The organism is Planotetraspora thailandica (assembly GCF_016863335.1).
GTDB classification, from domain to species: Bacteria; Actinomycetota; Actinomycetes; order Streptosporangiales; family Streptosporangiaceae; genus Planotetraspora; species Planotetraspora thailandica.
Genome location: NZ_BOOR01000016.1, coordinates 32,761 through 59,357, shown reverse-complemented (window position 1 = coordinate 59,357; position 26,597 = coordinate 32,761). Strand labels below are relative to the sequence as shown.

The following is a 26,597-nucleotide window of genomic DNA, read 5'->3' as shown; positions in this document are numbered from 1 at the left end:
AACGAAAGGTCATATCCAGATGCGCAGGCGCTCCCTAGCTGTCATCGGCACCGCCCTGGTGCTCGGCGCCGCGGCCGCGGGATGCGGCAACGGCTCGGGCTCCGGCGGGGACGGCGACAAGCCCATCGTCGTCGGCTCCACCCTGTCGCTGACCGGCGCATTCGCCGCGACCGGCCAGATCCACAAGATCGCCGGGCAGGAGTTCGTCGACCGGCTCAACGCGAACGGCGGGCTGCTCGGCCGCAAGGTCGAGTGGAAGGTCGTCGACGACCAGTCGGACCAGGCCAAGGTCAGCCAGCTCTACGAGCGCCTGATCAGCCAGGACAAGGTCGACCTGATCCTCGGGCCGTACGCGACGCCGAACATCCTGTCGGCGATGGCGGTCGCCCAGCGGCACGGGTACGTCATGCCCCAGCACAGCGCCGTGCTGGCCCCGCAGCTGACCTACGACTGCCAGTTCCCGGCCTGGTCGATCGGCCCCACGCCGAACAGCTTCATCCCCAACCAGCTGTTCGACGCGGTGGCCACGCTGCCCAGCCCGCCGAAGAAGATCGCGGTGCTGACCAGCCAGAGCGGGTCGGCCGCCTTCGTCTCCGACGGGTTCGGCGACGACAAGTCGGGCGCGCTGAGCATCGCGAAGGAGCGCGGCCTCGACGTGGTGGCCGACATCCACTACCCGCCGACCACCACCGACTGGGCGCCGATCGCCGCCCAGGTGCGCGACGCCGACCCCGACCTGATCATCGACAACGGCCTCGGGGTGGACGCGGCGAACATCCTGCAGGCGATGGCCCAGCTCAACTACAAGCCGAAGCAGATGTTCGGGCTGTTCCCCGCACCCGGACCGCTGCTGGCGCTCGGCGACGAGGCCGAGGGGATGTTGTCGGTCTCGATGTTCGAGCCGAACAAGCCGACCCTCGACAAGCTCGGCCCGGAGGCCACGGCGATCACCGCCGACTTCACCAAGCGCGCGGAGGCGGCGAAGCTGCCGTACACGGTCTTCGAGACGCAGGCCGCGGCGTCCTGGAACGCGTGGGAGATCCTCACCGACGCGGTCAAGAACAGCGGTGGCACCGACCAGCGGAAGATGTGCGACACGCTGCACCAGAAGGGCGCCGACACGACGTTCAGCGGGCACCTGACCTTCGACCCGAAGGCGCACAACTTCTGGCCCACCACGCAGAGCATCAAGCAGATCCAGAACGGCGACTGGGTCACCGTGTGGCCGGCCGACCGGGCCGCCGCGAAGTTGGAGGGCCCCCGCCCCTGACCGCCGCCCGGGTGCCCGGCCCGCGCCGGGCACCCGGGTCTTCCTGCCACCACCGCACAACGCCGTCGGGTACGTGGTTCCCCGGCCACGTACCCGACGGCCCCCTACACGTGCCGACGCCGTGCCGCCGACCCCGCGGCCCGGCCCGACTCGAGGCGACCCCCACATGAACGTTATTCAGGCCACGCTCACCGGAGCGCTGATCGGTGGCCTCTACGCCCTCATGGCCGCCGGTCTATCGGTGACCTGGGGCGTACTTCGCATCATCAACCTCGCCCACTTCGGGCTGATCCTGATCGGCGCGTACCTGACCTTCCAGGTGGCCACCTCCTGGCACCTCGACCCGGTCCTGACGCTGGTGGTCACCGTGCCGGCCATGTTCGTCGCCGGGGCCGCGATCCAGTGGCTGTTCGACCGGTTGCGGCTCACCGAGTTCAACTCGCTGTTGGTCAGCTTCGGACTGCTGATCATCACCATCCAGGTGACGAGCAACATCTGGAGCGCCGACTTCCGGCGGATGTCCGCCGACGTCAACCCGTACGCCACCCAGTCGGTCGCGCTCGGCCGGCTGGTCTTCCCCGTCACCACACTGGTCGCCTTCGGGCTGGCCGCGCTGGTGGTGCTCGGCGCCCACCTGGTGCTGCGCCGTACCTTCGCCGGCCGGGCGATGCGGGCGATCGCGCAGGACCGGGCGGTGGCAGGCGCGTTCGGCGTCGACCACCGCCGGCTCAGCGTGTTGCTCGGCGGGGTGGTCGGGGCCACCGCCGCCCTGGCCGGCATGGTCTTCGCCCTTTCGAACGCGCTGACCCCGGACACCGCGTACGAGTGGTTCGGCACCGTCTTCGCGGTGGTCATCCTCGGCGGGATCGGCGAGGTGGTGGGGACGTTCGCGGCCGGCATCCTGGTCGGCGTCCTGTCCGGCGTGGTCTCCGCGGTGTGGTCGCCCGCGGCCGCGCCGTTCGTGCTCTTCTCGGCAATCATCCTGGCTCTGCTGCTGCGTCCGCAGGGTCTGTTCGCGGCGGGAGGTGTCCGATGATCCGCCGAGGTGGCATCGGGCTTTTGGTGGCATTCCTGGTGCTGGTCGCCGTGGGCGCGTTCAGCGACCCGCTCGGCCTGCCGTCGTTCTACCTCATCCTGCTCGGTTCGATCTGTTTCTGGATCGCGCAGGCCACCAGCTGGAACATCCTGTCCGGATACAGCGGATACTTCAGCTTCGGCCAGGCGGCGTACGTCGGCGTCGGGGCCTACACCACGGCGGTGCTGAGCGGGCGGCACGGCGTCAACTTCTTCCTCACCGTGCCGCTCGCCGCCGTCCTGTGCGGCCTGCTCGCGCTCGGGGTGGGGGCCGTCGCGTTCCGGCTCGGCTCGCTGCGCGGCGAGATCTTCGCCCTGCTGACCCTCGCCGTGCCGTTCATCCTCGCCGCGTTCGCCCGCATCAACCAGTCGATCGACGGCGGGCAGGGCACCACCGTCCCGGTCCCGGAGGTGCCCGACGCGTTCGGCTCGTTGCCGGAGTTGCAGTACCTCCTCGCCCTGCTGATCGCGGCCATCGCGGTCGCGGCCGCGTACGCCATCCAGCACAGCCGGACCGGCTCGGCGCTCGCGGCGATCCGCGACGCCGAGGACGTCGCCGAGGTGCTGGGGGTGGCCACCTTCCGCTACAAGATGCTGGCCATGCTGATCAGCGGCGTGCTCGGCGGCGTGGCCGGCAGCGTCTACGCGCTGCAGATCGGCTTCGTCACCGTGGAGAGCGTCTTCGGCCTGACCATCCCGCTCTTCGTCATCGTGATGGGGGTGCTCGGCGGCCGTACCCACTGGCTCGGCCCGGTGATCGGCGCGGTGCTGATCGTCACCCTGCAGGACCGGCTCTCCTCGTACGGACTGGACGCCTGGAATTCGATCATTCTCGGTGGCGTCCTCGCGCTGCTGGTCGCGGTCTCCCCGGACGGCCTGTACGCCCGGTTGCGGGCCCGCCCCCTCGTCTCGCTCGGCTCCCTGGTCGTGGTCGGCGGGGGACTGGCGGTGCTCAACGTCTGGGGCGAATTCCTCGACTGGCTGGTCGTCGGGATGCTCGTGGCCGCCCTGCTGGCGATCGTGCTCGGCTCACGGTGGGCCACCGCCCGGCTGCCGCTCGGCCGGCGGGCCCGAACGACCGCCGAGCCCGTGCCTGCCGAGCCCGCGATCGCCGAGCCCGCGATCGCCGATCCTGAGCCTGCCGAGGCCGAGGCCGGGACGCCCGGCGACGAGCCCGGCGCGGTCCTCGTCGAGTGCCGCCAGGTGGCCCGCTACTTCGGCGGCGTGCACGCGCTGGAGGACGTCACGCTGGACATCCGGGCCGGTGAACTGGTGGGCCTGGTCGGGCCGAACGGATCGGGCAAGACGACACTGATCAACCTGCTCTCGGGCGCGTTCCGGCCGACCCGCGGCGTGATCCGCCTCGACGGGCAGGACATCACCCGCATGGCCCCGCACAAGATCGCTCACGTCGGGATGGCCCGCACCTACCAGATTCCACGGCCGTTCGACTCGATGACGGTCCGCGACAACGTGGCCATGGCCATCATGTTCGGCCGGGAGCCGCTGCCGCTGCACCGGGCCCGCCCGATCGCCGAACGGCATCTCGCCACGGTCGCGCTGGACCACCTGGCCGACGCCCACCCGGCCGACCTCAACCTGCATCAGCGGCAGCTGCTGGAGATGGCCCGCGCCATCGCCTCCAGCCCGAAGGTGCTGCTGCTCGACGAGGCGCTCGCCGGACTCAACCCGGCCGAGGTCGACAACGCGGTACGGGTGGTGCGCCGGATCCACGAGAGCGGCATCACCATCGTCATCGTCGAACACCTGCTACGGGTGCTCAACCAGCTGGCCACGCGGCTCGTCGTGCTCGACCGCGGCACCTGCCTGGCCGACGGCGAGCCGCAGACCGTGCTCAACGACCCCGCCGTCATCCGTGCCTACCTGGGAAGGCAAGCCCATGTCTGAGCCGCTGTTGCAGGTCCGGGATCTCGACGTGCGCTACGGCGACGCACAGGCACTGTGGGACGTGGCGATCGAGGTTCACGAGGGAGAGACGGTCTGCGTCGTCGGTCCCAACGGCGCCGGCAAGTCCACGCTGGTCAACGCCGTCGCCGGGATCCACCCCGCGCACCGGGGCCGCATCAGCGTCGGCGGCGTCGACGTCACCCGGCTTCGCGGTCACCGGGTCTGCGGGCACGGCGTGGCGATCGTGCCCGAGGGCCGGCGCATCTTCCCCCGGATGACCGTGCTGGACAACCTGGTCCTGGGCGCCTACCGGAAGAGCGCCAGGCGGCCGCACCGGGAGACCCTGGCAGGCGTCTACGAGATATTCCCGCGGCTGGCCGAGCGCGCCGGTCAGCTCGCCGGCAGCCTCAGCGGCGGCGAACAGCAGATGGTCGCGATCGGCCGGGCCCTAATGGCCCAGCCGAGGCTGCTGTTGCTCGACGAGCCTTCGCTCGGGCTGGCGCCGGTCCGGGTGGACGAGGTCTACGACGCGATCGGGCGGATCAACGAGCGCGGGGTGAGCGTCGTCGTGGTGGAACAGGACGTGCAGCGGGCGCTCGCCATCGCCGGCCGCGCCTACCTGCTGGGGGAGGGGCGGGTGGTGATGTCCGGCCCGGCCGCCGAGCTGCGCGACAGCGCCGAGGTACGGCGCAGCGTGCTCGGGCTGTGAACGGCCAGGCGCCGGCCGGCGTGACATCCGCGAGTGCCGCGCCGGCCGGTGCGCCATCCGCCAGTGCCGTGCCACCCGACGTGCCGTCTGCGAGTGCCGCGCCGGGCCGCCACCGCGAGGCCGTGCGACCGCTGCTGCTCGGCGGCCGGCGGGCGCTCGTCGACGGCCACCCGATCTGCGCCTGCTGCGGTGCCGCCGTGGTGCCGCACGGGCCGGACCGCTGGCGGCACCTGCCCGCCGGGAAGCCGTACCCCCGCCGGTCCCGGTGGCTCGCGCCGATCACCCTCGCCGAGCTGCGCGAACTGCCGACGTACGAGGACTTCGCCGCACGCTACCCGGACGCCGTACGGCCGGCCGGCGGCCCGGCTTCTGCGACCACAGAGCAGGACTGGATCGAGGGGCGGCGCAGGCTGGAGACCTACCACGCCGCGCTCGGTGAACTGGGCCGCAGCAGGCTCGGCCCGGCCGGCAACCCGTACCTCGAGCTGGTGGCGATCCTCGCCGGCGGACCACCCGGGGTCGGCCCGTTGCGGCTGTCTCCCGGGCTGGCCCGAATGCTCGATCTGCCCGGGCGCAGGCGGGAGCTGGCCGGCCGGCTCGCGTGGGCGATTCCCAACGAGGCCGCACTGGCTTGTGTGGCCGACCACTCCCCGGTGCTCGACGGCGGGGCCGGCACCGGCTACTGGGCGGCCCTGCTCCGGCTGCGCGGCGTGGACGTCCGCGCGGTCGACACCGCGCCTGCGGCGTCCGGCGGCAACAGGTTCCACCAGGCGGACGCCCCCGGGTTTGCGCAGGTCGAGCGGCTGAGCACTGAGGAGGCGGTCCGCGCCGACCCGCACCGCACGCTGCTGCTGTGCTGGCCGCCCCCGGACGACGACGCCGCGGGGTACGGCGCGCTGCGCGCGTACCGTGGCGACACGCTGCTCTACGTCGGCGGGGACCAGGACGGCCCCACCGGCACCGTCCGCCTGCATCGCGAGCTCGCGCTGAACTGGACCCTCGCCGAAGAGTTCGGCCTGCCGTCCTGGCCGGGCATACCCGATCGGCTCACCGTGTGGCGGCGCAAACCGGGCCGCCGGCCGCAACGTGGCCTGGACCGGTGTCCCGAGTGCGGCCGGTTTCAGCCGGTCGGGGCGATCGGCCGCTGCGACCGGTGCTTCACCGCGCGGCCGCCGGCGCTGGCCGTCCGCGTGGACGGCCGGCGGGTGGAGTATCCGCAGCACGTCGTCGATCGCATGCCGCCCGCACTGCGTGCGGCGCTGAGCGACAGCCCGAATCGGATCTGCTGACCGTAAGGCGCATCGGTTCAGGAGGTCTGATCCCGATTTGTCTGGGGTTCATGGGGTGGTCCATCGTTTGATGAACCTGATACTCGGGAGGTAAGGACCCACCATGCCCATCGATACGCCGAACAACACGCGGGCGACGGACCGCCCCGCGCAACCGCCATGGCGGGTCGAGGGAGCACCACCGTCGCCGTCGGACGGAAGCGGGCCAAGCCCGTCGAATCGACGGCCGGCGTGGCTGCGCTTCGGCTGGATGCTGCTGCTTCTGCTGGGCCTCAACTGGGTGGTCTCGTCGGTCCTTCTGGCGCCGCCGGCTCGCACCCCGGTCTCGTACACCTTCTTCTTGACCCAGGTGAAGGCCGTCAACGTCGCGGAGATCACCTCGACCGGCGACACCATCGAGGGCGCGTTCACCAAGAAGGCGTCCTACACCCCGACCGGAGAGAAGCAGGCCCAGCAGGTCGACCGGTTCACCACCCAGCGCCCGTCGTTCGCCGACGACAATCTGTTCGCCATGCTGCAGAGCAACGGCGTACCGGTGAACGCCAACCCGCCTGACGCGCCGCCGCCGCTGTGGCAGCAGATTCTCGTCGGGTTCGGACCCACGCTGCTGCTCGTCGGCCTCCTCTTCTGGGTGAGCCGGCGGATGGCCTCCGGGGCGGGCGGGCTCGGCGGGTTCGGCGGCTTCGGCCGGTCGCGCGCGAAACTCTATGAGCCGGAGAGCGGTCCCCGGACGACGTTCGCCGACGTGGCCGGCATCGAGGAGGTCGAGCAGGAGGTCACGGAGATCGTCGACTTCCTCCGCGAACCGGAGAAATACCGGCGGCTGGGTGCGCAGGTCCCGCACGGCGTCCTGCTGTCCGGGCCCCCCGGAACGGGCAAGACGCTGCTGGCACGCGCGGTGGCGGGCGAGGCGAAGGTGCCGTTCTTCTCGATTTCCGCCTCCGAGTTCATCGAGATGATCGTGGGCGTCGGCGCGAGCCGGGTCCGCGACCTGTTCGACCAGGCCAAGAAGGTGGCGCCGTCGATCGTCTTCATCGACGAGCTCGACGCCATCGGCCGTGCCCGCGGCGGCGGGCAGTCGCTGGGCGGCAACGACGAGCGCGAGCAGACGCTCAACCAGATCCTGACCGAGATGGACGGCTTCAACGGCAGCGAGGGCGTGGTCGTGCTGGCCGCCACCAACCGGGCGGAGATCCTCGACGCGGCCCTGCTGCGTCCGGGGCGTTTCGACCGGAGGGTCACGGTCAGCCCGCCGGATCTGGTCGGCCGCCGCAAGATCCTCGAGGTGCACACCCGCGGCGTGCCGGTCGCGCCCGGCGTCGGCCTGGAGGATCTCGCCGCAGCGACCCCGGGCATGGTGGGAGCCGACCTCAAGAACCTGGTCAACGAGGCCGCGCTGCTCGCGGCCCGGCGAGGTCACGACGTGGTGCAGAACAACGACTTCACCGACGCGCTGGAGAAGATCGTGCTGGGCACTGTGCGGGGCATCATGCTGACCCCGGAGGAGAAGGCGCGCACGGCGTATCACGAGTCCGGACACGCGCTGCTCGGAATGCTCACCCCCGGCGCCGACCCGGTGCGGAAGATCTCGATCATCCCGCGCGGCCAGGCGCTCGGCGTCACCTTCCAGAGCCCGGCGACCGATCGGTACGGCTACTCCGCGCAGTACCTCCGCGGCAGGATCATCGGCGCGCTCGGCGGCCGGGCCGCCGAGGAGGTCGTGTACGGCGACATGACCACCGGTGCGGAGAGCGACCTCGACCAGGTCAGCAACATCGCCCGGCAGATGGTCGGACGCTGGGGCATGTCGGAGGCGATCGGCCCGGTCACCGTGCTGCCTCCGCCCGGCCAGGAGTCCCCACTCGGCCTGGACGGCGTCGCCCCGGCCACCAAAGAGCTCGTCGACAGCGAGGTCCGCAAGATCGTCGAGGATTGCTACGCCGAGGCCGTACGCCTGCTCGGGGAGCACCGTGAGCAGCTCAACCGGCTGGCTCACCGGCTGCTCGAGACCGAGACGCTGGACGAGGACGACGCGTACGCCGCGGCCGGGATCGACCGCGAGACCGCGCCCGGCGCGGTGGCCCGCGGCGAGACCGGAGGCGCGCCGGCGCCCGGGTTGCCGCCGGAGCAGGCGGCGGCGTCCGGCATCGAAGATCCGGCCGCCACACCGTCGGGCATGTGACCCGGCGATGATCGCCACGCCGGCACCGGCCGCCGCCGGTGCCGGCCGACCGCTCCGGTCGGCCGGATGCCGCGAAAGCTGCTCGTCTTCGGCATCGAAGGCGCCCACTTCGCGATCTGCGCGCCGCTGTCCCCGCATGTCCGGCCGGCCCGGCGAGGCATGACGGAGGTCCCCGGGCGGAAGGACTTTCGGCGCTTCAGCCCCCGACGGCATGACGCATGTCATGGAGATACGCGACAGAGGGGGACTTGCGATGATCATCGTAGGTGTCGACGGATCGCAGGCGGGCATCGAGGCCGCGGGGTGGGCGGCCAGGGAGGCGGCGCTGCGCGGCGTGCCCGTGAAGATCGTGCACGCCCTCCCCGCCTGGATCTTCGCCGGGGTCGCTCGCGGGTCCTGCGCCAACGTGGCCAGATGGATGCGCGACGGCGGCGAGGACGTGGTGGCGGCCGCGGCCGAACGTGCACGCGCCGACGCGCCGGAGGTTCCGGCCGACACCGCGCTCCTGGCAGGGGACCCGCGCCAGGCGCTGATCCAGGCGGCGGAGGGGGCGGATCTGCTCGTGGTCGGCAACCACGGGCTGGGCGGGTTCCGTGGTTTGCTGCTCGGTTCTGTCGCCTACGGCGTGGCGGGCCATGCGCCCTGCGACGTGGTGGTGGTGCGGGAACCGGCCACGCCGCCCCGGGGAGAGGTGGTCGTCGGCGTCGACGGGTCGCCCACGGGAACCGCGGTCGTGGAGTTCGCCTTCGCCGAAGCCTCGCTGCGTGGTGCGGCGCTGCGCGCCGTGCACGCCTGGACGCTGCCGATGTGGAGCGTGGGCGGCGCCTACGTGCCCGTGGGGGACGCCTACGAGGACGAGCAGATCGAGATCCGCCTGCTGGCGGAGGCCGTGGCGGGCATGCGGGAGCGCTACCCGGAGGTCAAGGTGACTGAGGAGGTCGTTCAGGGCCATGCGGTCGAGGTGCTGAAAGCCGCCTCCGGCGGCGCCGACCTGCTCGTCGTCGGGTCGCGGGGGTTGGGCGAGTTCAAGGGGCTGGTCCTCGGCTCGGTTAGCCAGGCGTTGCTGCACCACGCGCGGTGCCCCCTGGCCGTCGTCCGCACGCAGAAGCAGGCGTGATCTCCGCACGTCCGGGGAGGCCCGCCTTACGGCGTCATGAGACGCCGTCGCCGGGAACGTCGTCCTTGGCCCATGTCAGACCGTCGACCACGTCGATGACCCCGTTCACCCGTTCGGTCATCCGTACCAGGATGTGCGCGTCGCTGCGGCAGGTCATGTGGCCGCGCAGTCTGACGACTCCCGCCTGAACCGAGACCTGAACGTCCGACGTGTCGGTCCAGAGGGCCCCGTCGAGGATCTCGCGGCGGATCTCGCCCGCGATGTCGTCGTCGGTCCGCACGAAGACCTTGAGCACGTCGTGGCGGCTCACCACGCCTTCCAGCCGCCCGTCGTCATCGACCACCGGGAGCCGTTTGACCCCCCTCTCCTCCATGATCCGGGCTGCGCTCACCACACTGGTGTGGGGCTGCACCGTGATCGCGGGTGCGGTCATGAGCTGGGCCGCCGTCTCCGCGTGGGCTTTGCCGCCGTCGCCGGCGCCCGGACGGCTGACCCGCCGGCGCAGCCGCAGGAGGAGCGAGGGGCGGTAGGCCTCGCGGTAGTACTGCTCGCGGGATTCCTCTTTCCTGAGCAGATCCGCCTCGGAGACCACCCCGATGACGTGGCCGTCGCCGTCGACCACCGGAACGGCGCTCACACGGTGGTTGACGAGGACCTCGGCGACGTCCCTGAACGGGGTGGTGCCGTTGACCGACGCGACATCCCTGGTCATGACGTCTCTGACCTTCATGTGCATGATCGGCTCCCTCTCAGGCCGGGCACTCGTCTCCATCGCATCGCGGCCGGAGGTGGAGCGGGAAGGGCCGGAGGACCTCATTGCCGGGGCCGATCGCCCGGATCGGCACGGGAGCCGCCCGCTCGGCCGGTGGACCTGTGGCCGAAAGTCCCCGGCACGCGGGACCTTCACCGCTGACCTGTCGGCGGCCGGCAGCGCGAGGCTCTCACTGAGGCGAAGTCGACCGGGGAGGCGTGTCATGGCGGTCAAAGTGAAGGACGTGATGGGCAAAGTGGCCATCGCCGCCCGTATGGACGCGTCGTTCTCCGACCTGGTCGGCATCATGCAGCGGTACAAGGTGGGCGCCGTCACGGTGATCGACGCCGACCGCCGCCCGGTCGGGGTGGTGTCGGAGGACGATCTGCTTCTCAAGGAGACGTCCCGGCCCGGCCCGTGGGTCATTCAGGGGCCGAAGAGGTGGGCGGAGCACCGCAAGGCCGCGGGCCTGACGGCGCACGACTTCATGAGCAGCCCCGCGATCACCGTGACCGGCGAGACCACCGTGGGCGAGGCAGCACGCCTGATGCACCACAACAGGATCAAGCAGCTGCCCGTGGTCGACCCGGCGACGGGCCGCATCACCGGGACCGTCCATCAACGCGACCTGCTGAAGGTCTTCAACCGGCCGGCGGAGGACATCGGCGGTGAGATCGAGGCCATCGCGAGGCGGCTGGACGTCGACCCGGCGGAGCTGCGGGTCGCCGTCGAGTCGGGCGTCGTCAGCCTCAAGGGGTGGCTTCCCCGGCACTCGCAGTTGGCACCCCTGCTGGAGGCCGTACGCGGCGTCGACGGCGTCGTCGACATCAGGGCCGACCTGGCCTTCCTTTTCGACGACCTCCTTGTGCCGCCGCCCCTCCTCTGACCGGAAGCCGGAGGGATGCACGTCGTGGCCCCACCGGCCAGGGACCTAAGGCCTTGACCTCATGGGCCGCAGGGTCTGGACGCGGACCCGTTTTACGGCTCGGTGTCGTCACTTTGCCTCCGCCCACGCACAGATGGGGCTGATGGGAGGTTTGGCGCTGTTCGTCGGGTACCACCGCGAGTACATGTCCGGTCTCCGCGCCAAGAGGGGGCCGGCAGTCGCGCTCCGGCGGCGCCGCCCGGTCCATCTCGTGGCGGACCCCCGGAGCACGCCGATTCCCGGGGGGTCGCATGGAAACCCGAGGTCTCATCTGGTGGAAGGCCGGCCTGGTCGCTCTGGGCACGGCCGCGTTCGTCGCAGTTCCGGCCGGGGCCGCCACGGCGTCGGTGGCCGGCGCCGACGACATGGACCCGTCCACGCGGTCCAACATGAAAAACGCCATGGAGGGCGAGGCGATGGCCCACGCCGTCTACCGCGCCTACGCGGCGCAGGCCGAGAGGGAGAGCCTGCCGCAGGTGCGGGAGCTGTTCGAGCGCACCGCCGCCAGCGAGCTGCGCGGGCTCGTCGCCCCGCAGGCGAAGCAGCTCGGCATGGTCGGCGACAACGCCGCCAACCTGCGCGAGAGCACCGGGGGCGAGTCCTACGAGGAGAGGACCATGTACAAGAGGTTCGCCGCCCAGGCGAAGGAGGACGCCGAGCCCAAGGCGGCGGCGCTGTTCAACGAGATCAGCGGCGACGAGGCGTCGCACCGCGTCAGGTTCGCGCGGGCGGCCGAGGCGATCGCGGGCCGATCCTCCGAGACCGCCGTCCCCACGGATGTGACGGTCAAGCCGGCGAGCATCCGAGCCGGGATGCCCCAGGTGTCGTCGCCGCGAACGATGCGGAACCTGCGGACCGCGATGCGGGGCGAGGCGCTCGCGCATGCCAAGTACGTCATGTACGCCGAGCGCGCTCGGGCGACCGGCGAGCCGAGGCTCGCCACGCTGTACGACCGCACCGCTGAGGTCGAGCGGGCCGAGCATTTCGCCGAGCAGGCGAACCTCACCGGTCTCGTCCGCGACACCGGGACGAACCTGCGCACCGCGATCGCCGAGGAGTCCACCGCGGGCGGCGAGACGTACCCGATGTACGCGCAGCAGGCCGCGGCGGCGGGAGACACGGCGTCGTCGGAGCTCTTCACGGCCGCGGCACGTGACAAGCTGGCCCACGCGCAGGCCTTCAACGAGGCTCTGTCGGCAATCGACACGGGAGCCGCGGCGTCCTGATCGCCGCTCAGGAAGAACAGAGGATCTCCACAGGGCCGAGGGTCCCTCGCCGAGGGGGACTTCGGCCCTGTGGCCGCCCGGGGCCGGGGGCGGAGCCTGGACACATGAGACGATCTCTGCCCGAGGAATGCGACGTCCTGCTCCGGGACGGCGGCGTCGCGCATGTCCGCGCCCTGCAACCCCATGATCGCGACGCGCTTCACGACCTCGTCGACCGGGCTTCTGGACAGTCCGTCTACCTGAGGTTCGCCGCGGGAGGCACCGCCACGGCCCACGCCTACGTGGACCGGATGACCGGATCCGGATATCGGGGCCAGGCGCTGGTCGCGATCATGTCGGGCCGGGTGGTCGGCGTGGCGGAATGGGTCGGCGACGCCGCGTCGGCCGAGGCCGACCTGGGCGTGCTGCTGGACGACGCGACGCACGGACACGGGCTAGGCACCATCTTGCTGGAGCATCTGGCGCTGAACGCGGCGGACAACGGCGTCAAGGAACTCGTGGCCGACGTCCTCGCCGAGAACACCCGCGTGATCCGGATGCTGGAGGACGCGGGCCTGGAGACGAGGCGGCGGCACATCGACGGATGGGAGGAGTTCCGGATCTCCACCGAGACCACCGCCGCGTTGCTGACGGCGATCGACGCCCGGGCGCACGAGGCGGACCGCAACTCGCTGACCGGTCTGTTCGCGCCCCGCTCCGTCGCGGTGATAGGAGCGGGCCGCGACCCGGCGAACGTCGGCCACCGCGTGCTGCACAACCTGATCGCGGGCGGCTTCGACGGCCCGATCTACCCGATCAACCCCCGGGCGGCCGACCTGGAGGGACTGGAGGCCTATCCCGACCTGAGCGCCGCTCCCGGGCAGGCGGAACTCGCCGTCGTCGCCGTCCCGGCCGCCGCGGTGCAGGACGTCGCCCGCGACTGCGCACGGCACGGCGTGCGCAGCCTGGTCGTGGTCAGCGCAGGCTTCGCCGAGGCGGGGCACGCCGACCGGGAGGCCGAACTGCTGAGGATCTGCCGCGAGGCGGGGATGCGCCTGGTCGGGCCGAACTGCCTGGGCGTGGTGAGCACGACCGCGAAGCTCAACGCCGGCTTCCTTCCCCGTCAGCCGCCCGCGGGAAGGCTCGCGCTGATGTCGCAGTCCGGCGCCGTCGCCGTCGGGATGATCGACCGCGCCGCCCAGATGAGCGTCGGCATCTCCTCGTTCGCCTCCGTCGGCAACAAGGCCGACGTCAGCGGCAACGACCTGCTCGAATACTGGGAGGACGATCCGGCCACCGAAGTCATCGCGCTCTACCTGGAGTCGTTCGGCAATCCGCGCCGGTTCGGCCGCATCGCCCGGCGCGTGAGCGCCAAGAAGCCGATCGTCGTCGTCAAGAGCGGCAGGGGGACGGCCGGTGGCCGTGCCGTACGGTCGCACACCGCGGCGGCGGCGACGCCGGACGCGGCGGTGGACGCCTTACTGCATGCTTCGGGCGCGATCCGCGAAGACAGCGTTCAGGACATGCTCGACACCGCGCGGCTGCTCGCTTCGCAGCCTCTTCCGGCCGGCCGCAGGGTCGCGATCGTGGGAAACTCCGGCGGGCCGCAGGCCATGACGGCTGACGCGTGCGAACGGCGGGGCCTCGTCGTTCCCGAACTGTCGGAGGCGTCCAGGGAGGCGTTGCGGGCCCGGCTCCGGCCGGCCGCGGCCGTCGGCAATCCCGTGGACCTCACCGCGGACGGCGAGGCCACCGAACTCGCGGACGCCATGCGGATCCTGCTGGCCGATCCCGGCGTCGACGCCGTGCTGGCGGTCTACACACCGCCGTTCGGCTCGGGCCTGGCGAGGACGAGGGAGGCCATCGCGGCCGCGGCCGAAGGTGCGGGCAAGACCGTGCTCGCGTGCGTGCTCGGGCAGGACGGGCTGATCGGGGCGAACGTGCCGGCCTACGCCTTCCCCGAGCAGGCGGTGCACGCGCTCGGCCGTGCCGCGGACTACGCCGCATGGCGCTCGCGGCCGCTCGACCCTCCCGTGGAGACGCCCCCGGCGCATACGGCGGCGGCCCGCGAGATCGTCGAGACCGATCTCGCGGAGCACCCGCAAGGCCGCTGGCTGGACTACGCCACCGCCGCACGCCTGCTCGACTGCTACGGGATCCGGGTGGCCGAGGCGATCTCGGTCGACGGGCCGGATTCCGCCTGCGAGGCGGTCGCGTGGCTGGGGCTGCCGGTGGTGCTCAAGGCGACCGGTCCCGGCCTTGTGCACAAGAGCGACGTAGGCGGGGTGCGGGTGGATCTGCGCAGCGTGGACGAGGTACGGCAGGCCTACCGCGAGATGGCGGAGCGTGTCGGGCCCGCCATGACGGGGGCGCTCGTCCAGCGCATGGCGCCCGGCGGAGTCGAGATGATCGTCGGCGGAGTCGCGCACGAGACGTTCGGCGCACTGATCATGGTCGGCATGGGGGGAGTGGCCGCCGAACTGCTGGTCGACCGTTCTTTCCGGGTGCCCCCGATCAGCCGCGCCGAGGCCGGGCGGATGATCGCCGAGCTCCACTGCGCGCCCTTGCTGCACGGATACCGGGGGAACCCTGAGGTCGACGCGGAGGCGCTGGCCGCCCATGTCGTCGCGATCGGCCGTCTCATGGACGAGATTCCCGAGATCGCCGAACTCGACCTCAACCCCGTGATCGTCACACCGGGCGGCGCCGTCGCCGTGGATGTCCGCATGCGTCTCGCCCCTGCGGCGGAGCGTCCGTCTCCGTACCGCCGGCGGCTGCGCTGACCATGCTTTCGGCGGCCGAGTTTCGCGACGGCGTTCCGGATCTGCTCGGCTTGTACGGCCGATGCGTGGCGGTGCTATCGCCTGACGTCGTAGACGCGGTTGGTGAGGGTTTCCGCGGCGAGTCTCCAGCGGTGGAGGCCCGCTTCGTCGGCAATGCGCCTCATCGCCTCCTCCCCGGCGTGATTGCCCAGCGCCTGCGGGCCTTCCTGCGCCATCGCCACAGGCAGGCAGAGCGTGGCGGAGGTGGACGCGAAGGATCGGCCGATCGGGTTGACCAGTGCCAGAGGGTCGGCCGATGCGTTCGGTTCGACCACCATGCACGTGCCGTTTTCGGCCAGCGCCTCCCGGGCGCGGCGGAAGGCCGCACCGGGATCCCCCAGGTCGTGCAGGCAGTCGAAATAGGTGATCAGGTCGTAGTCATCGCCGGAGAAGTCTTGGGCGCCGCCTATGTCGAACGTCACGCGGTCACTCACCCCGTGCTCCTCGGCGGCCTTCCGCGCGGCGAGGATCGACGGGGCGTGGAAGTCGAAGCCGTGGAATCGAGACGTCGGGAAAGCCTGCGCCATGAGCACGGTGGAGTAGCCGAACCCGCATCCGACGTCGGCGACCGATGCGCCCCGCTCCAGTTTCTCCGCGACGCCGTCCAGAGCAGGCAACCACTCCTGCACCAACATCGCCGAGTAGCCGGGGCGGAAGAACGTGGCGACCCCCTCGAATAGTTCGGGTTCGTGCTCCTGCCAGCCGACGCCCGCCCCCGTACGGTAGGCGTCCGCCAAGGCGTCCTCCGTGCCGTACAGCGGCTTGAGCATGGTGAAGGCACCGATCAGGTACGTGGGCGCCGTTGCGTCCGCCAGCACGGCCGCGTGCTCATCGGGAAGGGAGTAGGTCCTCGTCTCCGCGTCGTAGTGCACGTATTGGCCGGCCACCTGGGAGGCCAGCCACTCTCGCACATACCGTTCGACGAGGCCGGTGCGCTCGGCCAGCTGTTCCGAGGTCAGCGGCCCGGCCTCGGCCATCGCCGTGTACAGACCGAGCCGAGCACCGAGGGACGTGCACAGCCCCGCGAGGGCGGCGGCACTGTCGGACGCCACGCGCTCCATGAACTGCGAGACGCGATCTTGATCGAGTTCTTTGCCGGTATCTCTCATGATCTTCGTTTGTCCTTCGCTATGCAGCTCCCGTACGCGCAGGTCAGTGTCGACGACAGCCACGCTATCAACACCGATTCTGCAGGTGCCGCGCCTGAGGTCGGCCAAGGCGCGGGGGAGCCAGGTCGGGTCGTCACGACCTGGCCTCACACATATGACGGGATCAGGAAACGAGCTCCGTGGCGATGTTCCACAGCCGTTGGGCGCCCTCGGGGTCGACGGCGTAGCGCGCGACACCCCCAGCGAACGGCGCCGGGCGTTCGTCCACGACGGGGGCCTCGTTGCAGTCCTCGAAGTAGCGCCCTCCGATTCCGTCCAGGAGCGGTGAAGCGGCGACCAGGACCGAGGTCGCCGCGCCCTGCGTGGGGCTCTTGCGGCGGTCGGGCGGCGTCTGCATTCCGCCGGTGTGCTTTTGCAGGTTGGACTCGATGGCGCCCGGGTGCACGGCGTTGGCCAGGATGCCGTCGCCGGACCACCGTCGTGTCGCTTCGACGGTGAGGAGCACGTCGGCGGTCTTGGACTCCGCGTAGGCCCCGATGGGGTTGTACGGCCGGAAGCGGTAGTCGAGGTCGTCGAAGATCACCGGGGAGTACAGGTGGGCGTTGGAGCTGAGCGAGACGATGCGGGCCCCTCCGGCGGAGGCGAGCGCGTCATGCAGGCCGAGGGTCAGGGCGAAGTGCCCGAGGAAGTTGACCTGGAACTGCATCTCCCGGCCCCGCGGGGTACGGGTGAGATCGGGCAGCGCCATGATCCCGGCGTTGTTGACGAGCATGTGCAGCGGGCCGTCCCAGGCGTCGGTGAACGTGCGGACAGAAGACGGATCGGCCAGGTCCAGACGGCCGACGGTGACGTCCTGGTTGCCCGTCAGCTGCGTGATCTCGGCGGCGACGGTCTTGCCGGCCTCGACGTCGCGTACGGCCAGCACGACGGCGGCTCCGGCGCCGGCCAGGGTGCGGGCGGTGGCGATGCCGATACCGGAATTGGCGCCGGTCACCAGGGCGCGGGTGCCGGACAGGTTCACGCCGGCAAGGACCTCCTCGGAGGTCGAGGTGGCTCCGAAAGGTGTCTGCAAGGTTTGCGTCATGGTGTCGATGATGGGGTGAGCCGTCACGGACAGTAAGTCCCCGCTGACACCGGTACCGGCAGGGACAGGTTGGGCCGCCGGTGGGTGGCGGAGCAGATCACGGCGTCGGCGATCGCGCGACACGACGACGCCGTGATCTCCGCTGTTACCTGCCGGGCTCCGCTAGGGCGTCTTTCAGGCCGGTCGAGGTGAGGGCCTGGTCGTTGCCGAGCTGCTTGCCGTCGAGCAGCAGCGTGGGCGTGCCCGGGATCGAATTCAAGGCCGTCTGCGTGCGTTGCCGCACCTGGGCGGCGTTGCCCTGCGCCTCCATGCAGGACAGAACGGCCGGGTCGGTGATCTTGGCGTTCGCGGCGAAGCCCTTCAGATCGTCGATCGTCAGGGCGATCCGCTCGTCCGGCTGCTTGGCGAACAATTCGTCGTGGTAGGCCATCCAGGAGCCGCTCGGCACGCATTGCGCCGCGGCGGCGGCCCGCAGCGACCCCTGGGGGTTGACGAAGGCGATCGGGTGGTAGACGACCTTGATCTTGCCCTCGGCGGCGAACTGCTTGATCTGGGCGGCGTTGATGTGCTCGAACTCCTTGCAGATCGGGCACTGGAAGTCCTCGTAGACGTCCAGCACCGGCTTGGTCACCCCGGGCCGGGCCATGACGACCGTGCCGTCCTCCTGCACGCTGACCGGCGCCAGTGCGCCCGCGTACGACGTGGGTTTCGTCCGGATCGCCTGGACGAGCACGCCCGCCACGGCGGCCGCCACCACGACCGCGCCGATGGACCCGAGCACCAGCCTCCGGCGGCGGCGCTCCTTCTGCGCCTGCCGGATCCGCTCCAGACGCAGTCGCTCACGACTCGACTTGCTCATAACGCTCCCGATCTTCAGAACATGCTGGTGAGGGGTCACAGGGCTGCGAACAGGCTCTGTCCGATGTAGCCGTGCGGGTCTGTTCCGGACGGCACGGCGAACAGCGCGCTGGACTCGTGCACGATGAACCGGCTGAGCTCGTCCGCCAGCGCCAGGCGCTGCTGGATTCGGGTGAACCCGTGCCGGGGGTCGTTCTGGAACGCGAGGAACAACAGGCCGGCGTCCGGCGCGCCGTCGGCTCGGTAGCCGTCGAAGTAGGAGAACCCCTTTCTGAGGATCCACGTGCCGGAGGTGGCGGGGGCGGCCTGCCGTACGTGTGCGCTGGGACCGATGGCGAGCCCGCCGTCCGGGTTCTGCTTGTCGAGATCGAACGGGGTGAATTCGGTGCCCCCGGACAGCGGGGCTCCGGTGTCCTTCCGCCGCCCGATGACCTGTTCCTGCCGCTCGCGGGACAAGGTGTCCCACGAGTCGAGCAGCATCCGGATCCTTCGGAAGACCAGATAGCTGCCGCCGTGCATCCAGGCCGGGCCGTCGTCGGCGAAGATGCGCGCGTCGAACTCCGGATCGCTCGGTTTGGGGTTCCCCGTGCCGTCGACCTGGCCCATGAGGTTGCGAGGGGTGGCTCCCTGCGCCACGGTGACGCCATCTGCGGCGTTGAATCCGCTCATCTGCCACCGGACGGCCGCCGTGCCGCGAGCCGTACGGCTGAGCGCCCGCAGGGCGTGGGCGACGACGATCGCGTCGTCGGCGGTCAGCAGGACACCGATGTCGCCGTCGCTTCGCTCCCGGTCCAACTGGTCCCGAGGGAACGCGGGAATCGGGGTGAGCGCTGCCTGAACGGCCGCGTCCAGCTTGCGCAGCAACGAGGGGCCGAAGCCCACCGTGATCGTCAGAGACGACGGGCCATGGCCGAGCGCCATGGAGTCGTCACCCGCCACGGGCTCGCCCGCCGTCATCAGCCGTGCGTCGCGGGTCCAGGTGCGCATCAGGGATTCCACCTGGCCGACCGTGACGCCCGGCACCACGTCGAATGCGGCGAACCAGCCGTGCGCGGCCGGCGGAGCCAGGATGCCCGCCTGGTGCCGGCCGTCGAAGGGGATGCGCCGCGCGCCCACCTGGCGGGCACGCTCCCCTCCGAAGATCGACGCTGTGGCGTCCCCGGCCACCGCTCCCGCGACGGCCGCGACACCGGCCGCCGACGTCGCCGCCAGGAGGCCGCGCCGGGAGAACCGGCGCGGCGTGCTCTCGGGACTCATCGGCCCTGTGCCGGAGGACGGTAGCCGATGGGCATCACGGGGGCGTTCACGCTGAGCTGGCCGACCTTCGCGAAGCTGAGCGTGAGCGTCACGTGATCGCCCGGTTTGAGGGCCCGCGTCGGAGACTCGATCATGACGTGGTAGTGGCCGGGGCTGAGGACGAAGGTGCCGTGCGCGGGCACGGTCACCGCGTCGACCATCGTCATGGTGGTGCCCTTGGTCTCGTGCAACATCGACATGTCCGACACGTCGGCGTGGACGCCGGTCAGCACGGCAGGGGTGTCACCGGAGTTGGCGATGGTGAAGTAGGCGGCGGCGACGTCCGGCGAGGCCGGTTGCGGCACATACGCCTGCGTCACGTGCAGATCGGAGATCGTCGTTTCGCTCGCGCGGCCCGTCACCGCCCAGGCGATCACACCGGCGACGGCGAGCACGACCACGCCGAACACGAGCGACCTGGTGGACGTTCTGGTCATGAGGCAGCCCCCTCCGCGTCGCCGGCCGGTGCGGAATCGGCGAGGGAGACCCGGCCGAGCAGCTTGTGCAGGTCGGCCGCGTAGTCGGCGGACGACGTGCCCGAGCTGAAGATCAGGCGGCCCTGGTGGGAGCCGTCGAAGGCGATGACCTCCGCGCCGTGGGTCACCTCGTAGTCGCCGGTCTTGCTCTTGGGCTGCTCGAGGGCGATCCCGAGCGACTTCGCGGCGGACTGGATCGCCGGATAGCCGCCGGTCAGCCCGACGAACGACGTGTCGAAGGACGCGAGCCAGGACTTGATGACCTCCGGAGTGTCCCGGTCGGGGTCGGTGGTGATGAAGACGACCGAGATCTTGTCGCGGTCGGGCGTGGCCATGTCCCGCAGCGCCGAGGCGAGGTCGGCCATGGTGGTGGGGCAGACGTCCGGGCAGTGGGTGTAGCCGAAGTAGACGAGGGTGAGTCGGCCGGCCGTGCCCTTCTGCAGGTTGAACGGCTTCCCGGACGTGTCGGTCAGCGTGACGTCGGGCTCGGGAAGCGGTTGTTGCAGCCAGGTTCCGTGGAATTCGGACGAGGGGCCGAGCACCCGTACGGGGGCGGCGGAATCCGCTCCGGAGGACTGGGTGGTGCAGGCGGCGACGCCGCCGAGTAAGAGCAGCGCGGCGAGTCCGGCGGCGGCCTGCCGCAGGCGATCGCGGCCACCGGTGGAGCGCATGAACGTCATGGTCATTCCTGATTCGGCGTTTGACATGGGCGAACACGATCACGCTGATCGCTCGCCCCGCCGGGATCAGAAGGCCGTGGAAGTGCCGGGATCGAGGCGTGCGCGGATCAGCCGTGACCGGATGGAGATGTGGACAGCTCGCACCGCGCGCGGAGGCCCGCGCCTCGCCAACGTGTGCCGCAGCAGCGCCGTGGCGGGAACGGCATCGTCATGGCCGATCGGCCGCGAAGGGGGCAGGCGGACGGTGAGCGGTCTCGCCTGGACGAGGACCAGGACCCATCCGAGGCCTGAGGACAGGATCCACGAGAGCGCGCGCAGGGTCCGCCACAGCGTGCGTTCGCCCACGGAGAGCCAGGCGGCGACGAACGCCCCCGCGAGAGCGTGCGCGGCGAACATCGCCGGCGTCGACATGCCCCCATGGATGACGGCCATCGATCCTGCGTGACCGGCCATCATGTTGTGGCCGTCGGCAAGGTGGACGACGTCGCCGGACGCCCCCGACGGGGTCGTCCAGGCGAACCACATGTGCAGGTAGAGCTGGGCGATCTCCACACCGGGCAGGATCCAGCCGATCGAGCGCTCCCGGTCCGCCAGCCGGTATCCGATCAGCGTGACCAGGCCGAGCGCGACGGCGACCGACCAGGCGGGCACCGGACGCGGCGCCATGAGATCGTGGCCGGCCTGGGACAGCCCGACGCAGACCACGGCGAACAGCCCGGCTCGCAACATCCGGAACCATCCAGGCTGGCGCATGTCCTCCACCTCTGCTCTACGCCGTGTAGAGCAGAGCTTATAGCCCGCCCCTTCCGGTCTGCCCGCGGCCGGGACGCGGCCGGGGCGCCACTCATCGTTCACGATCTCGTCTGCCTGCACACTCGCGCTTTCGCCCCGGCGTTCGCCTGGGCGGACTGGACTTCAAATGGATCATTTTGAGCCGGGGCATCCGGCGAGTCCTGAGGATGGGTAATGCACAGAAGTCCAGGTAGAGCTCGTGCCCGACTGGCACTCGGCGTGGCCGCTCTGGCCGTCGTGGCGCCGCTGGCGATCCCCGGAACGGCCGCGGCGGACGCGCCGGCCGCGCCCGCCGCGGTGACGACCGGCGGTGTCACGGAGCAGTGGACGACGCGGAGCGTCTCGCCGGGTGTGGAGGTGCGCACCGGGACGCTCAGGAATGCCGCCGCCGCTCCGGGCTGGACCGTCACCCTGCAGGCGGAGGTGAAGGCGAGGTTCACCGGCGCCCAGGCGTGGGCCGTCGTGGGAACGGAGTCGTGGGCGTCGCAGGCGGCGGACAAGCTGCGTGCCGCCGGTCTCGACCCGGTGGTGACGGAGATCCCGTGGCCGGACTACTCCGACACGCCGCACGGGCTCATGGGCGTGCGGGTCCGGGTCGGCTCCTACCCGACCCAGGCCGCGGCGCAGAGTGTGGCGTCGAAGATCAGCGCGGCGGGATTCCGCAATGTCGTGGAGTGGACCGGCTATGACGCCGACCAGCCGGCCGACGTGGAGAACATCAACATCGCGATCATCGACCCGCACAAGTTCCGCGGAACCGTCGAGGCCACCCACGACGGCAACGTGACCCAGCGGGAGACTACCTCCTCGGTGGCGTCCAAGCTCGGTTCGCTGGTCGGCGTCAACGGCGGCTTCTTCATCACCTCCGACAGCGACGGCGTCCAGGGCACCCTGGCGGGCGTCGGCGCCTACGACGGCGAACTGACCTCGATGGCGGCGGGTTCGCGTGCGGCGCTGATCCTCCAGGACGGCGGCCGGCGGGCCCGGATCTCCGATCTCACCACCACCGTGACCGCACGTGCCGGCCACGCCGAGCACGCGGTCGAAGGCATCAACCGCACGCCCGGACGGCTGCGGAACTGCGGGCGGCCGGGGGCGACCCCCACCGCCGATCCGCGCCAGGACACCACGTGCACCACGACCGACGACCTGGTGAAGTTCACCGACGACTACGTCCACGCCCTGCCGGCCGGCTCCGGCGTCCAGGTGGTGCTGGACGCCAAGGATCGCGTCGTGTCGGTCGGAGGCCGGGCGGGCACCGTCGCGGCCGGTCAGACCGTGCTCCAGGGCATCGGCCCGGCGGGCGACTGGCTGACCGCCCACGCGAAGGTGGGCAAGAAGATCTCCGTGAAGGAGGACATCCGCGACGGTGACGGCCGCAGGATCAGGCTCAGCGCGGACGACAGCATCGTCAGCGCCGCTCCGACGCTGGTCCAGGACGGGCGGATCCACATCGACGCCGCGACGGAAGGCACCGTAGACCCGCTGGACCTGTCCTTCGGCTTCGCGTGGGCGAACAACCGCCAGCCCCGCACCATGGCCGGCATCGACCGTAAGGGCCGGCTCCTCCTGGTGACCGTGGACGGTCGCCTCAGCGGCGGCAGCGAGGGCTTCACGATCGCCGAGGGTGCGGCCTTCATGCGGTCCCTCGGCGCGGTGGACGCGCTCAACCTCGACGGAGGCGGCTCGTCCGCCATGGCGGTGAACGGCGCGCTCGTCAACCGCCCGTCCGACGCAACCGGTGAGCGTCCTGTGGGCGACACGATCCAGGTGCTGTCCGCCACCCGCTGACACGGCGGTGCGGGCCCGGGCCGACGCGACGGCCCGGGCCCGCGCTGTGATCAGCGCCCTGATCAGCGCCCTGATCGGCGCCGTGAGGGGCGTCCGTACGGAATCTCAGGCGGCGCCGATCTGCTGGTAGAAGGTCTGGTTGTCCCAGAAGAGGAACTCCTCGCTCATGCGCGGCTGCTTGTTCCAGATGCCGATGGTGGTCATGTTGATCGCGTAGCTCTTGCCGGTCGGCTTGATGAAGCCGCCCTGCCCGTCCGGCATCGGGCGGGTGAAGGTGCCGCGCATGACTCCCATGACGGCGGTCAGCTCACCCATGGCGATACGGAGCGCATGCTCCTTGATACGGGTGTCCGGCGCCCAGACGAACAAGGACTTCATGTCCGCGACATGAGCGTCGAGCCCGTCGGTGAAGTGCCCGTCGGGCCAGTGAACCCGGATGTTCTGGGCGTGGCTCTCGCTGAACCGGTCCCAGTCCTGATGGGTGAAGACGTCGAAGTCGAGCTCGTCGAAGATCCTCAGGTGCGTGCGCTCCGACGCCGTGAGGCCCTGGGGGAGGGGCGGGTTCGGAACCGGGTCGGTGGTGGGATCCGGCAGCAGCGCCGCGTGGCGCGCGGCCGCCTCGGCGACGTCGGCTCCGCTTGCGAATGCGGTGAGCGCGAGCGCGCCGAACGCGGCGACCCCGCTGTTCTTGATGAGTGAACGACGATCCATGGCAGACCCTTCGCGAAACGTGTGGAAGTCGGAGCGCGTGACGTCACGGTCAGTTACCTGACTGGTCAGATATCTGCACCGTAGGGCAATTTATCTGACTGCGCAAATATTGACTGATCAGCCAATGAGTGCTCAGTGATGTTCCGGTAGGCTTCCCCCGTGACCTCATCGAGTGCCATCGACGACCCGCTGATCACCACGTTCGGACGGCTGTTCGAGGCGTCCAGCCGGCTCGAACGATGGCTCGGCCAGGCGCTCGAGTCTCGGTACGGCTTGCCGCACGTGTGGTTCGAAGTGCTGATCCGGCTGGCGCGCTCCGATGAGGGACAGATGACGATGGGCAATCTGGCCGAGCAGATCACGCTCACCACCGGCGGAGTGACCCGGCTCGTCGACGGCATGCAGGCCGCCCGATACGTCGAGCGGCGGCCATGCCCCACCGACCGCCGGGTGTCCTATGCCGCCATCACCGACACCGGACGGGCCAAGCTCGACGAGGCGCTCCAGGGTCATGCCATGGACCTGCGCCGCGTCTTCGCGGACTTCGGCGAACAGGACCTGGCGACGCTGGACGGGCTGCTCGACCGGCTCCGCGACACCGCGTCGGCGCTCGGGGCGGCAGAAGGCCCCCGGCCCCGGTGATGTGAGCCGCCGGCACCGAACTCGAAAGCGCACGCGATGACGAATCAACCGAACAGACCTGGCCCGGCGCCGATCGGGTGGATGGAGTCCGTCGGCGACCACACGATCCATGTTCGCGAGGACGGCCCCCGCGACGCGCCCGCGATGGTCCTGGTGCACGGGTTCCTCGGCTCGATGCGGTGGTTCGACCGGCTGGTCCCCCTGCTCGCCGGGGACTTCCGGCTGATCCGGACGGACCTGCTCGGACACGGGTTCTCCAGCAAGCCCGATCGCGGATACGCACCGGAAGACCAGGCGCGCGTGCTGGGTGCGGTGCTGGACCGGGTCGGCGTGGCGAACCCCGTCGTGGTCGGCCACTCCCTGCCACTCCCTGGGGGCGGACGTGGCGATCTCGCTCAACGAACAGGGAACGGCGGTGTCACGGCTCGTCGTCGTCGGCGAGGGGCCGGACTACTCCGTCGCCGACCCTCCCGCCATCAACGCGCTGCTCAGGCTTCCCGTGCTCGGCCCGCTGCTGTTCCGCGGCCTGCCGCCGTCGGTGTCCCGCAAGGTCGTCATGGGATTCCTCGCCCCCGGCGCATCTGTGGCCTCGGCCTTCGACGACGTCACCCAGCCGGTATGGGATGTGCGGGCCGTGCAGTACGCCTGCTTTCTCGGCACCCAGGAAGAGAAGGAGCGGTACGTCGCCGAGCGGCCTCTCGATGTGCGCATTCCCGCGCTCGGAACGCCTGCCCTCGTCATATTCGGGGAACGCGACCAGGTGTTCCGCAGCGCCGAGTCGTGCGACCGGTACCGGGCCATGCCTGACGCCACCGTCGAAGTCGTGCCCGGCGCCGGGCATTCGCCCATCACCGAGGACCCGTCCGGAACGGCGGAGATCATCCGGAGGTCCGTGGCGGCCTCCGGGGCCGGCACATGACCGTCGCCGCCGTGTGATTTCCCCGCGGACGCCCTTCGCCGTACGGAGGTGCCTGTGGAGGCGCCCGCTCAGGGGCGCTCTTCGCCGATGGTCGCCGACTCGGGTCCCCGTACGGTGCGACCGGCACGCCGGTGTCGCAACGCTTCGATGAGCAGAGGCGCCAGAGAGATCAACACGATCACCGCGATGACGGGCAAGAGGTAGTTGTCGATGTTCTGCGCGCTCACGGTGTCGCGCAGCGCAGCGGCAGGCAGGTAACCGGCGAGGAGGATCGCCTCGGTCCACACCAGGCCGCCCACGATGTTCCAGCGGAGAAAACGCCCGACCGGCATGCCGAGGACACCGGCGACCGGATTGAGCAGCGTCCGTACGACGGGGATGAAGCGGGCCAGCACCACCGCCTTGGCGGGGCCGTACTGGTCGAAGTACGCCTCGGCGCGCGCCACGTAGGCGGCCTTGAACAGGCGCGAGTCGGGTCGCGCGAACAGCCGTCTGCCGAAGCGTGTTCCGAGCAGGTGGCCGAGCTGGGCGCCGATGATCGCGGACAGGGGGGCGGCCGCAAGGAGCAGCGGCAGATTCAACTGGACGCCGACGATGTCACGCGCCACCGGTGAGGCGGCGATGCCGGCGAGGAACAGCAGCGAGTCGCCTGGCAGGAAGAAGCCGAGGAGCAGGCCTGTCTCGGCGAACAACGTGATCGCCACACCCGCCACTCCGAAGGCCTGCAGCAGCGACGTCGGGTTGAGAAGGCCGGCGACACCGTCGGCCAGCGCCTCGGGCACTCCCGCGCTCATGCGAACCGTGCCGACGCTGCGCAGGACGATCCGACGGGCACGTCCACCACGGTCTCCCTTGTATGCATTCAGATGTTTTGCCAGGTGAGGTACCACGTGACCCTACACGATGTAATGGTCACCCAGGTCACTGTGGCCCCGCGCCGGTGAGGAGCGCTTCAGCCCCAGCTCGCGAGGAAGGCGAACCCGATGA

23 protein-coding genes and 1 pseudogene are annotated in these 26,597 nt (G+C 70.7%); 14 read left to right on the top strand and 10 right to left on the bottom strand.

The features are described 5' to 3' along the window. The first annotated feature begins 19 nt into the window (after positions 1–19). The 7 genes from Pth03_RS13005 (at position 20) to Pth03_RS12975 (ending at position 9,549) form a co-directional block, all read left to right on the top strand. Positions 20–1,270, top strand: a complete 1,251-nt coding sequence (locus Pth03_RS13005; protein ID WP_203944478.1) for an amino acid ABC transporter substrate-binding protein — start codon at positions 20–22, stop codon at positions 1,268–1,270. Between the two features lie 166 nt (positions 1,271–1,436). Beyond that, entirely contained in the window at positions 1,437–2,306 is an 870-nt protein-coding gene (locus tag Pth03_RS13000) for a branched-chain amino acid ABC transporter permease (RefSeq protein ID WP_203944477.1), read from the top strand. Next, a complete protein-coding gene (locus Pth03_RS12995; protein WP_203944476.1) occupies positions 2,303–4,252 on the top strand; it encodes a branched-chain amino acid ABC transporter ATP-binding protein/permease in 1,950 nt (649 codons plus the stop codon). The genes Pth03_RS13000 and Pth03_RS12995 overlap by 4 nt, the downstream gene beginning before the upstream one ends. Then, positions 4,245–4,961: an ABC transporter ATP-binding protein gene (locus tag Pth03_RS12990; RefSeq protein ID WP_203944475.1), complete on the top strand. Its 717-nt coding sequence runs from the start codon at positions 4,245–4,247 to the stop codon at positions 4,959–4,961. Before Pth03_RS12995 ends, Pth03_RS12990 begins: the two co-directional genes overlap by 8 nt. Positions 4,962–5,041: 80 nt before the next feature. Next, a complete protein-coding gene (locus Pth03_RS12985; RefSeq protein WP_203944474.1) occupies positions 5,042–6,250 on the top strand; it encodes a class I SAM-dependent methyltransferase in 1,209 nt (402 codons plus the stop codon). A 103-nt stretch (positions 6,251–6,353) separates the two neighbouring features. Further along, positions 6,354–8,432: an ATP-dependent zinc metalloprotease FtsH gene (ftsH, locus tag Pth03_RS12980; RefSeq protein ID WP_203944473.1), complete on the top strand. Its 2,079-nt coding sequence runs from the start codon at positions 6,354–6,356 to the stop codon at positions 8,430–8,432. Between the two features lie 253 nt (positions 8,433–8,685). After that, positions 8,686–9,549 (top strand): universal stress protein, encoded by an 864-nt coding sequence (locus Pth03_RS12975; RefSeq protein ID WP_203944472.1) that lies wholly within the window; start codon positions 8,686–8,688, stop codon positions 9,547–9,549. Positions 9,550–9,583: 34 nt separating this feature from the next. Here Pth03_RS12975 and Pth03_RS12970 read toward each other — a convergent pair whose 3' ends face one another. Next, positions 9,584–10,285 (bottom strand): CBS domain-containing protein, encoded by a 702-nt coding sequence (locus tag Pth03_RS12970; protein WP_203944471.1) that lies wholly within the window; start codon positions 10,283–10,285, stop codon positions 9,584–9,586. A gap of 238 nt (positions 10,286–10,523) precedes the next feature. On the opposite strand from Pth03_RS12970, the gene Pth03_RS12965 reads away from it, so the two are divergent. The 3 genes from Pth03_RS12965 to Pth03_RS12955 all read left to right on the top strand — a co-directional run bounded on the left by Pth03_RS12965 (position 10,524) and on the right by Pth03_RS12955 (position 15,213). Then, complete coding sequence (locus tag Pth03_RS12965; protein WP_203944470.1) at positions 10,524–11,186, top strand: CBS domain-containing protein; 663 nt, start codon at positions 10,524–10,526, stop codon at positions 11,184–11,186. Positions 11,187–11,476: 290 nt separating this feature from the next. Next, positions 11,477–12,451: a ferritin family protein gene (locus Pth03_RS12960; protein WP_203944469.1), complete on the top strand. Its 975-nt coding sequence runs from the start codon at positions 11,477–11,479 to the stop codon at positions 12,449–12,451. Positions 12,452–12,555: 104 nt separating this feature from the next. Further along, positions 12,556–15,213: a bifunctional acetate--CoA ligase family protein/GNAT family N-acetyltransferase gene (locus Pth03_RS12955; protein WP_203944468.1), complete on the top strand. Its 2,658-nt coding sequence runs from the start codon at positions 12,556–12,558 to the stop codon at positions 15,211–15,213. Positions 15,214–15,287: 74 nt separating this feature from the next. Here Pth03_RS12955 and Pth03_RS12950 read toward each other — a convergent pair whose 3' ends face one another. From Pth03_RS12950 to Pth03_RS12920, 7 genes are all read right to left on the bottom strand, one after another. Continuing rightward, positions 15,288–16,361, bottom strand: coding sequence for a class I SAM-dependent methyltransferase (locus Pth03_RS12950; protein WP_203944467.1), 1,074 nt, complete (start codon positions 16,359–16,361; stop codon positions 15,288–15,290). Between the two features lie 163 nt (positions 16,362–16,524). Continuing rightward, positions 16,525–17,445, bottom strand: coding sequence for an SDR family NAD(P)-dependent oxidoreductase (locus Pth03_RS12945; RefSeq protein ID WP_203944466.1), 921 nt, complete (start codon positions 17,443–17,445; stop codon positions 16,525–16,527). 145 nt (positions 17,446–17,590) lie between these two features. Then, positions 17,591–18,304 (bottom strand): DsbA family protein, encoded by a 714-nt coding sequence (locus Pth03_RS12940; RefSeq protein ID WP_203944465.1) that lies wholly within the window; start codon positions 18,302–18,304, stop codon positions 17,591–17,593. Positions 18,305–18,339: 35 nt separating this feature from the next. After that, complete coding sequence (locus Pth03_RS12935) at positions 18,340–19,560, bottom strand: Dyp-type peroxidase (protein ID WP_203944464.1); 1,221 nt, start codon at positions 19,558–19,560, stop codon at positions 18,340–18,342. Then, positions 19,557–20,036, bottom strand: a complete 480-nt coding sequence (locus Pth03_RS12930) for a copper chaperone PCu(A)C (protein ID WP_203944463.1) — start codon at positions 20,034–20,036, stop codon at positions 19,557–19,559. The genes Pth03_RS12935 and Pth03_RS12930 overlap by 4 nt, the downstream gene beginning before the upstream one ends. Further along, a complete protein-coding gene (locus Pth03_RS12925) occupies positions 20,033–20,755 on the bottom strand; it encodes an SCO family protein (protein WP_203944462.1) in 723 nt (240 codons plus the stop codon). Before Pth03_RS12925 ends, Pth03_RS12930 begins: the two co-directional genes overlap by 4 nt. 66 nt (positions 20,756–20,821) lie before the next feature. Next, complete coding sequence (locus tag Pth03_RS12920) at positions 20,822–21,508, bottom strand: hypothetical protein (protein WP_203944461.1); 687 nt, start codon at positions 21,506–21,508, stop codon at positions 20,822–20,824. 213 nt (positions 21,509–21,721) lie between these two features. On the opposite strand from Pth03_RS12920, the gene Pth03_RS12915 reads away from it, so the two are divergent. Then, positions 21,722–23,338, top strand: coding sequence for a phosphodiester glycosidase family protein (locus Pth03_RS12915; protein ID WP_203944460.1), 1,617 nt, complete (start codon positions 21,722–21,724; stop codon positions 23,336–23,338). Between the two features lie 105 nt (positions 23,339–23,443). Here the strand turns inward: Pth03_RS12915 and Pth03_RS12910 are convergent, their stop codons facing one another. Further along, positions 23,444–24,049 carry an ester cyclase gene (locus tag Pth03_RS12910; protein ID WP_203944459.1) on the bottom strand — a complete coding sequence of 202 codons (606 nt, stop codon included), beginning with the start codon at positions 24,047–24,049 and terminating at the stop codon, positions 23,444–23,446. Between the two features lie 159 nt (positions 24,050–24,208). Between Pth03_RS12910 and Pth03_RS12905 the strand changes: the two genes are divergently transcribed. The 3 genes and pseudogenes from Pth03_RS12905 (at position 24,209) to Pth03_RS41420 (ending at position 25,610) form a co-directional block, all read left to right on the top strand. After that, on the top strand, positions 24,209–24,691 hold the full coding sequence (locus Pth03_RS12905; protein ID WP_203944458.1) for a MarR family winged helix-turn-helix transcriptional regulator: 483 nt from the start codon (positions 24,209–24,211) through the stop codon (positions 24,689–24,691). Between the two features lie 36 nt (positions 24,692–24,727). Continuing rightward, positions 24,728–25,042: pseudogene (locus tag Pth03_RS42055) on the top strand (alpha/beta fold hydrolase); the annotation flags it as partial. Between the two features lie 31 nt (positions 25,043–25,073). Beyond that, a complete protein-coding gene (locus Pth03_RS41420; protein WP_239118995.1) occupies positions 25,074–25,610 on the top strand; it encodes an alpha/beta fold hydrolase in 537 nt (178 codons plus the stop codon). A 68-nt stretch (positions 25,611–25,678) separates the two neighbouring features. On the opposite strand, the gene Pth03_RS12895 is transcribed toward Pth03_RS41420, so the two are convergent. After that, positions 25,679–26,404, bottom strand: coding sequence for a DedA family protein (locus Pth03_RS12895; RefSeq protein WP_203944456.1), 726 nt, complete (start codon positions 26,402–26,404; stop codon positions 25,679–25,681). Between the last annotated feature and the right edge of the window lie 193 nt (positions 26,405–26,597).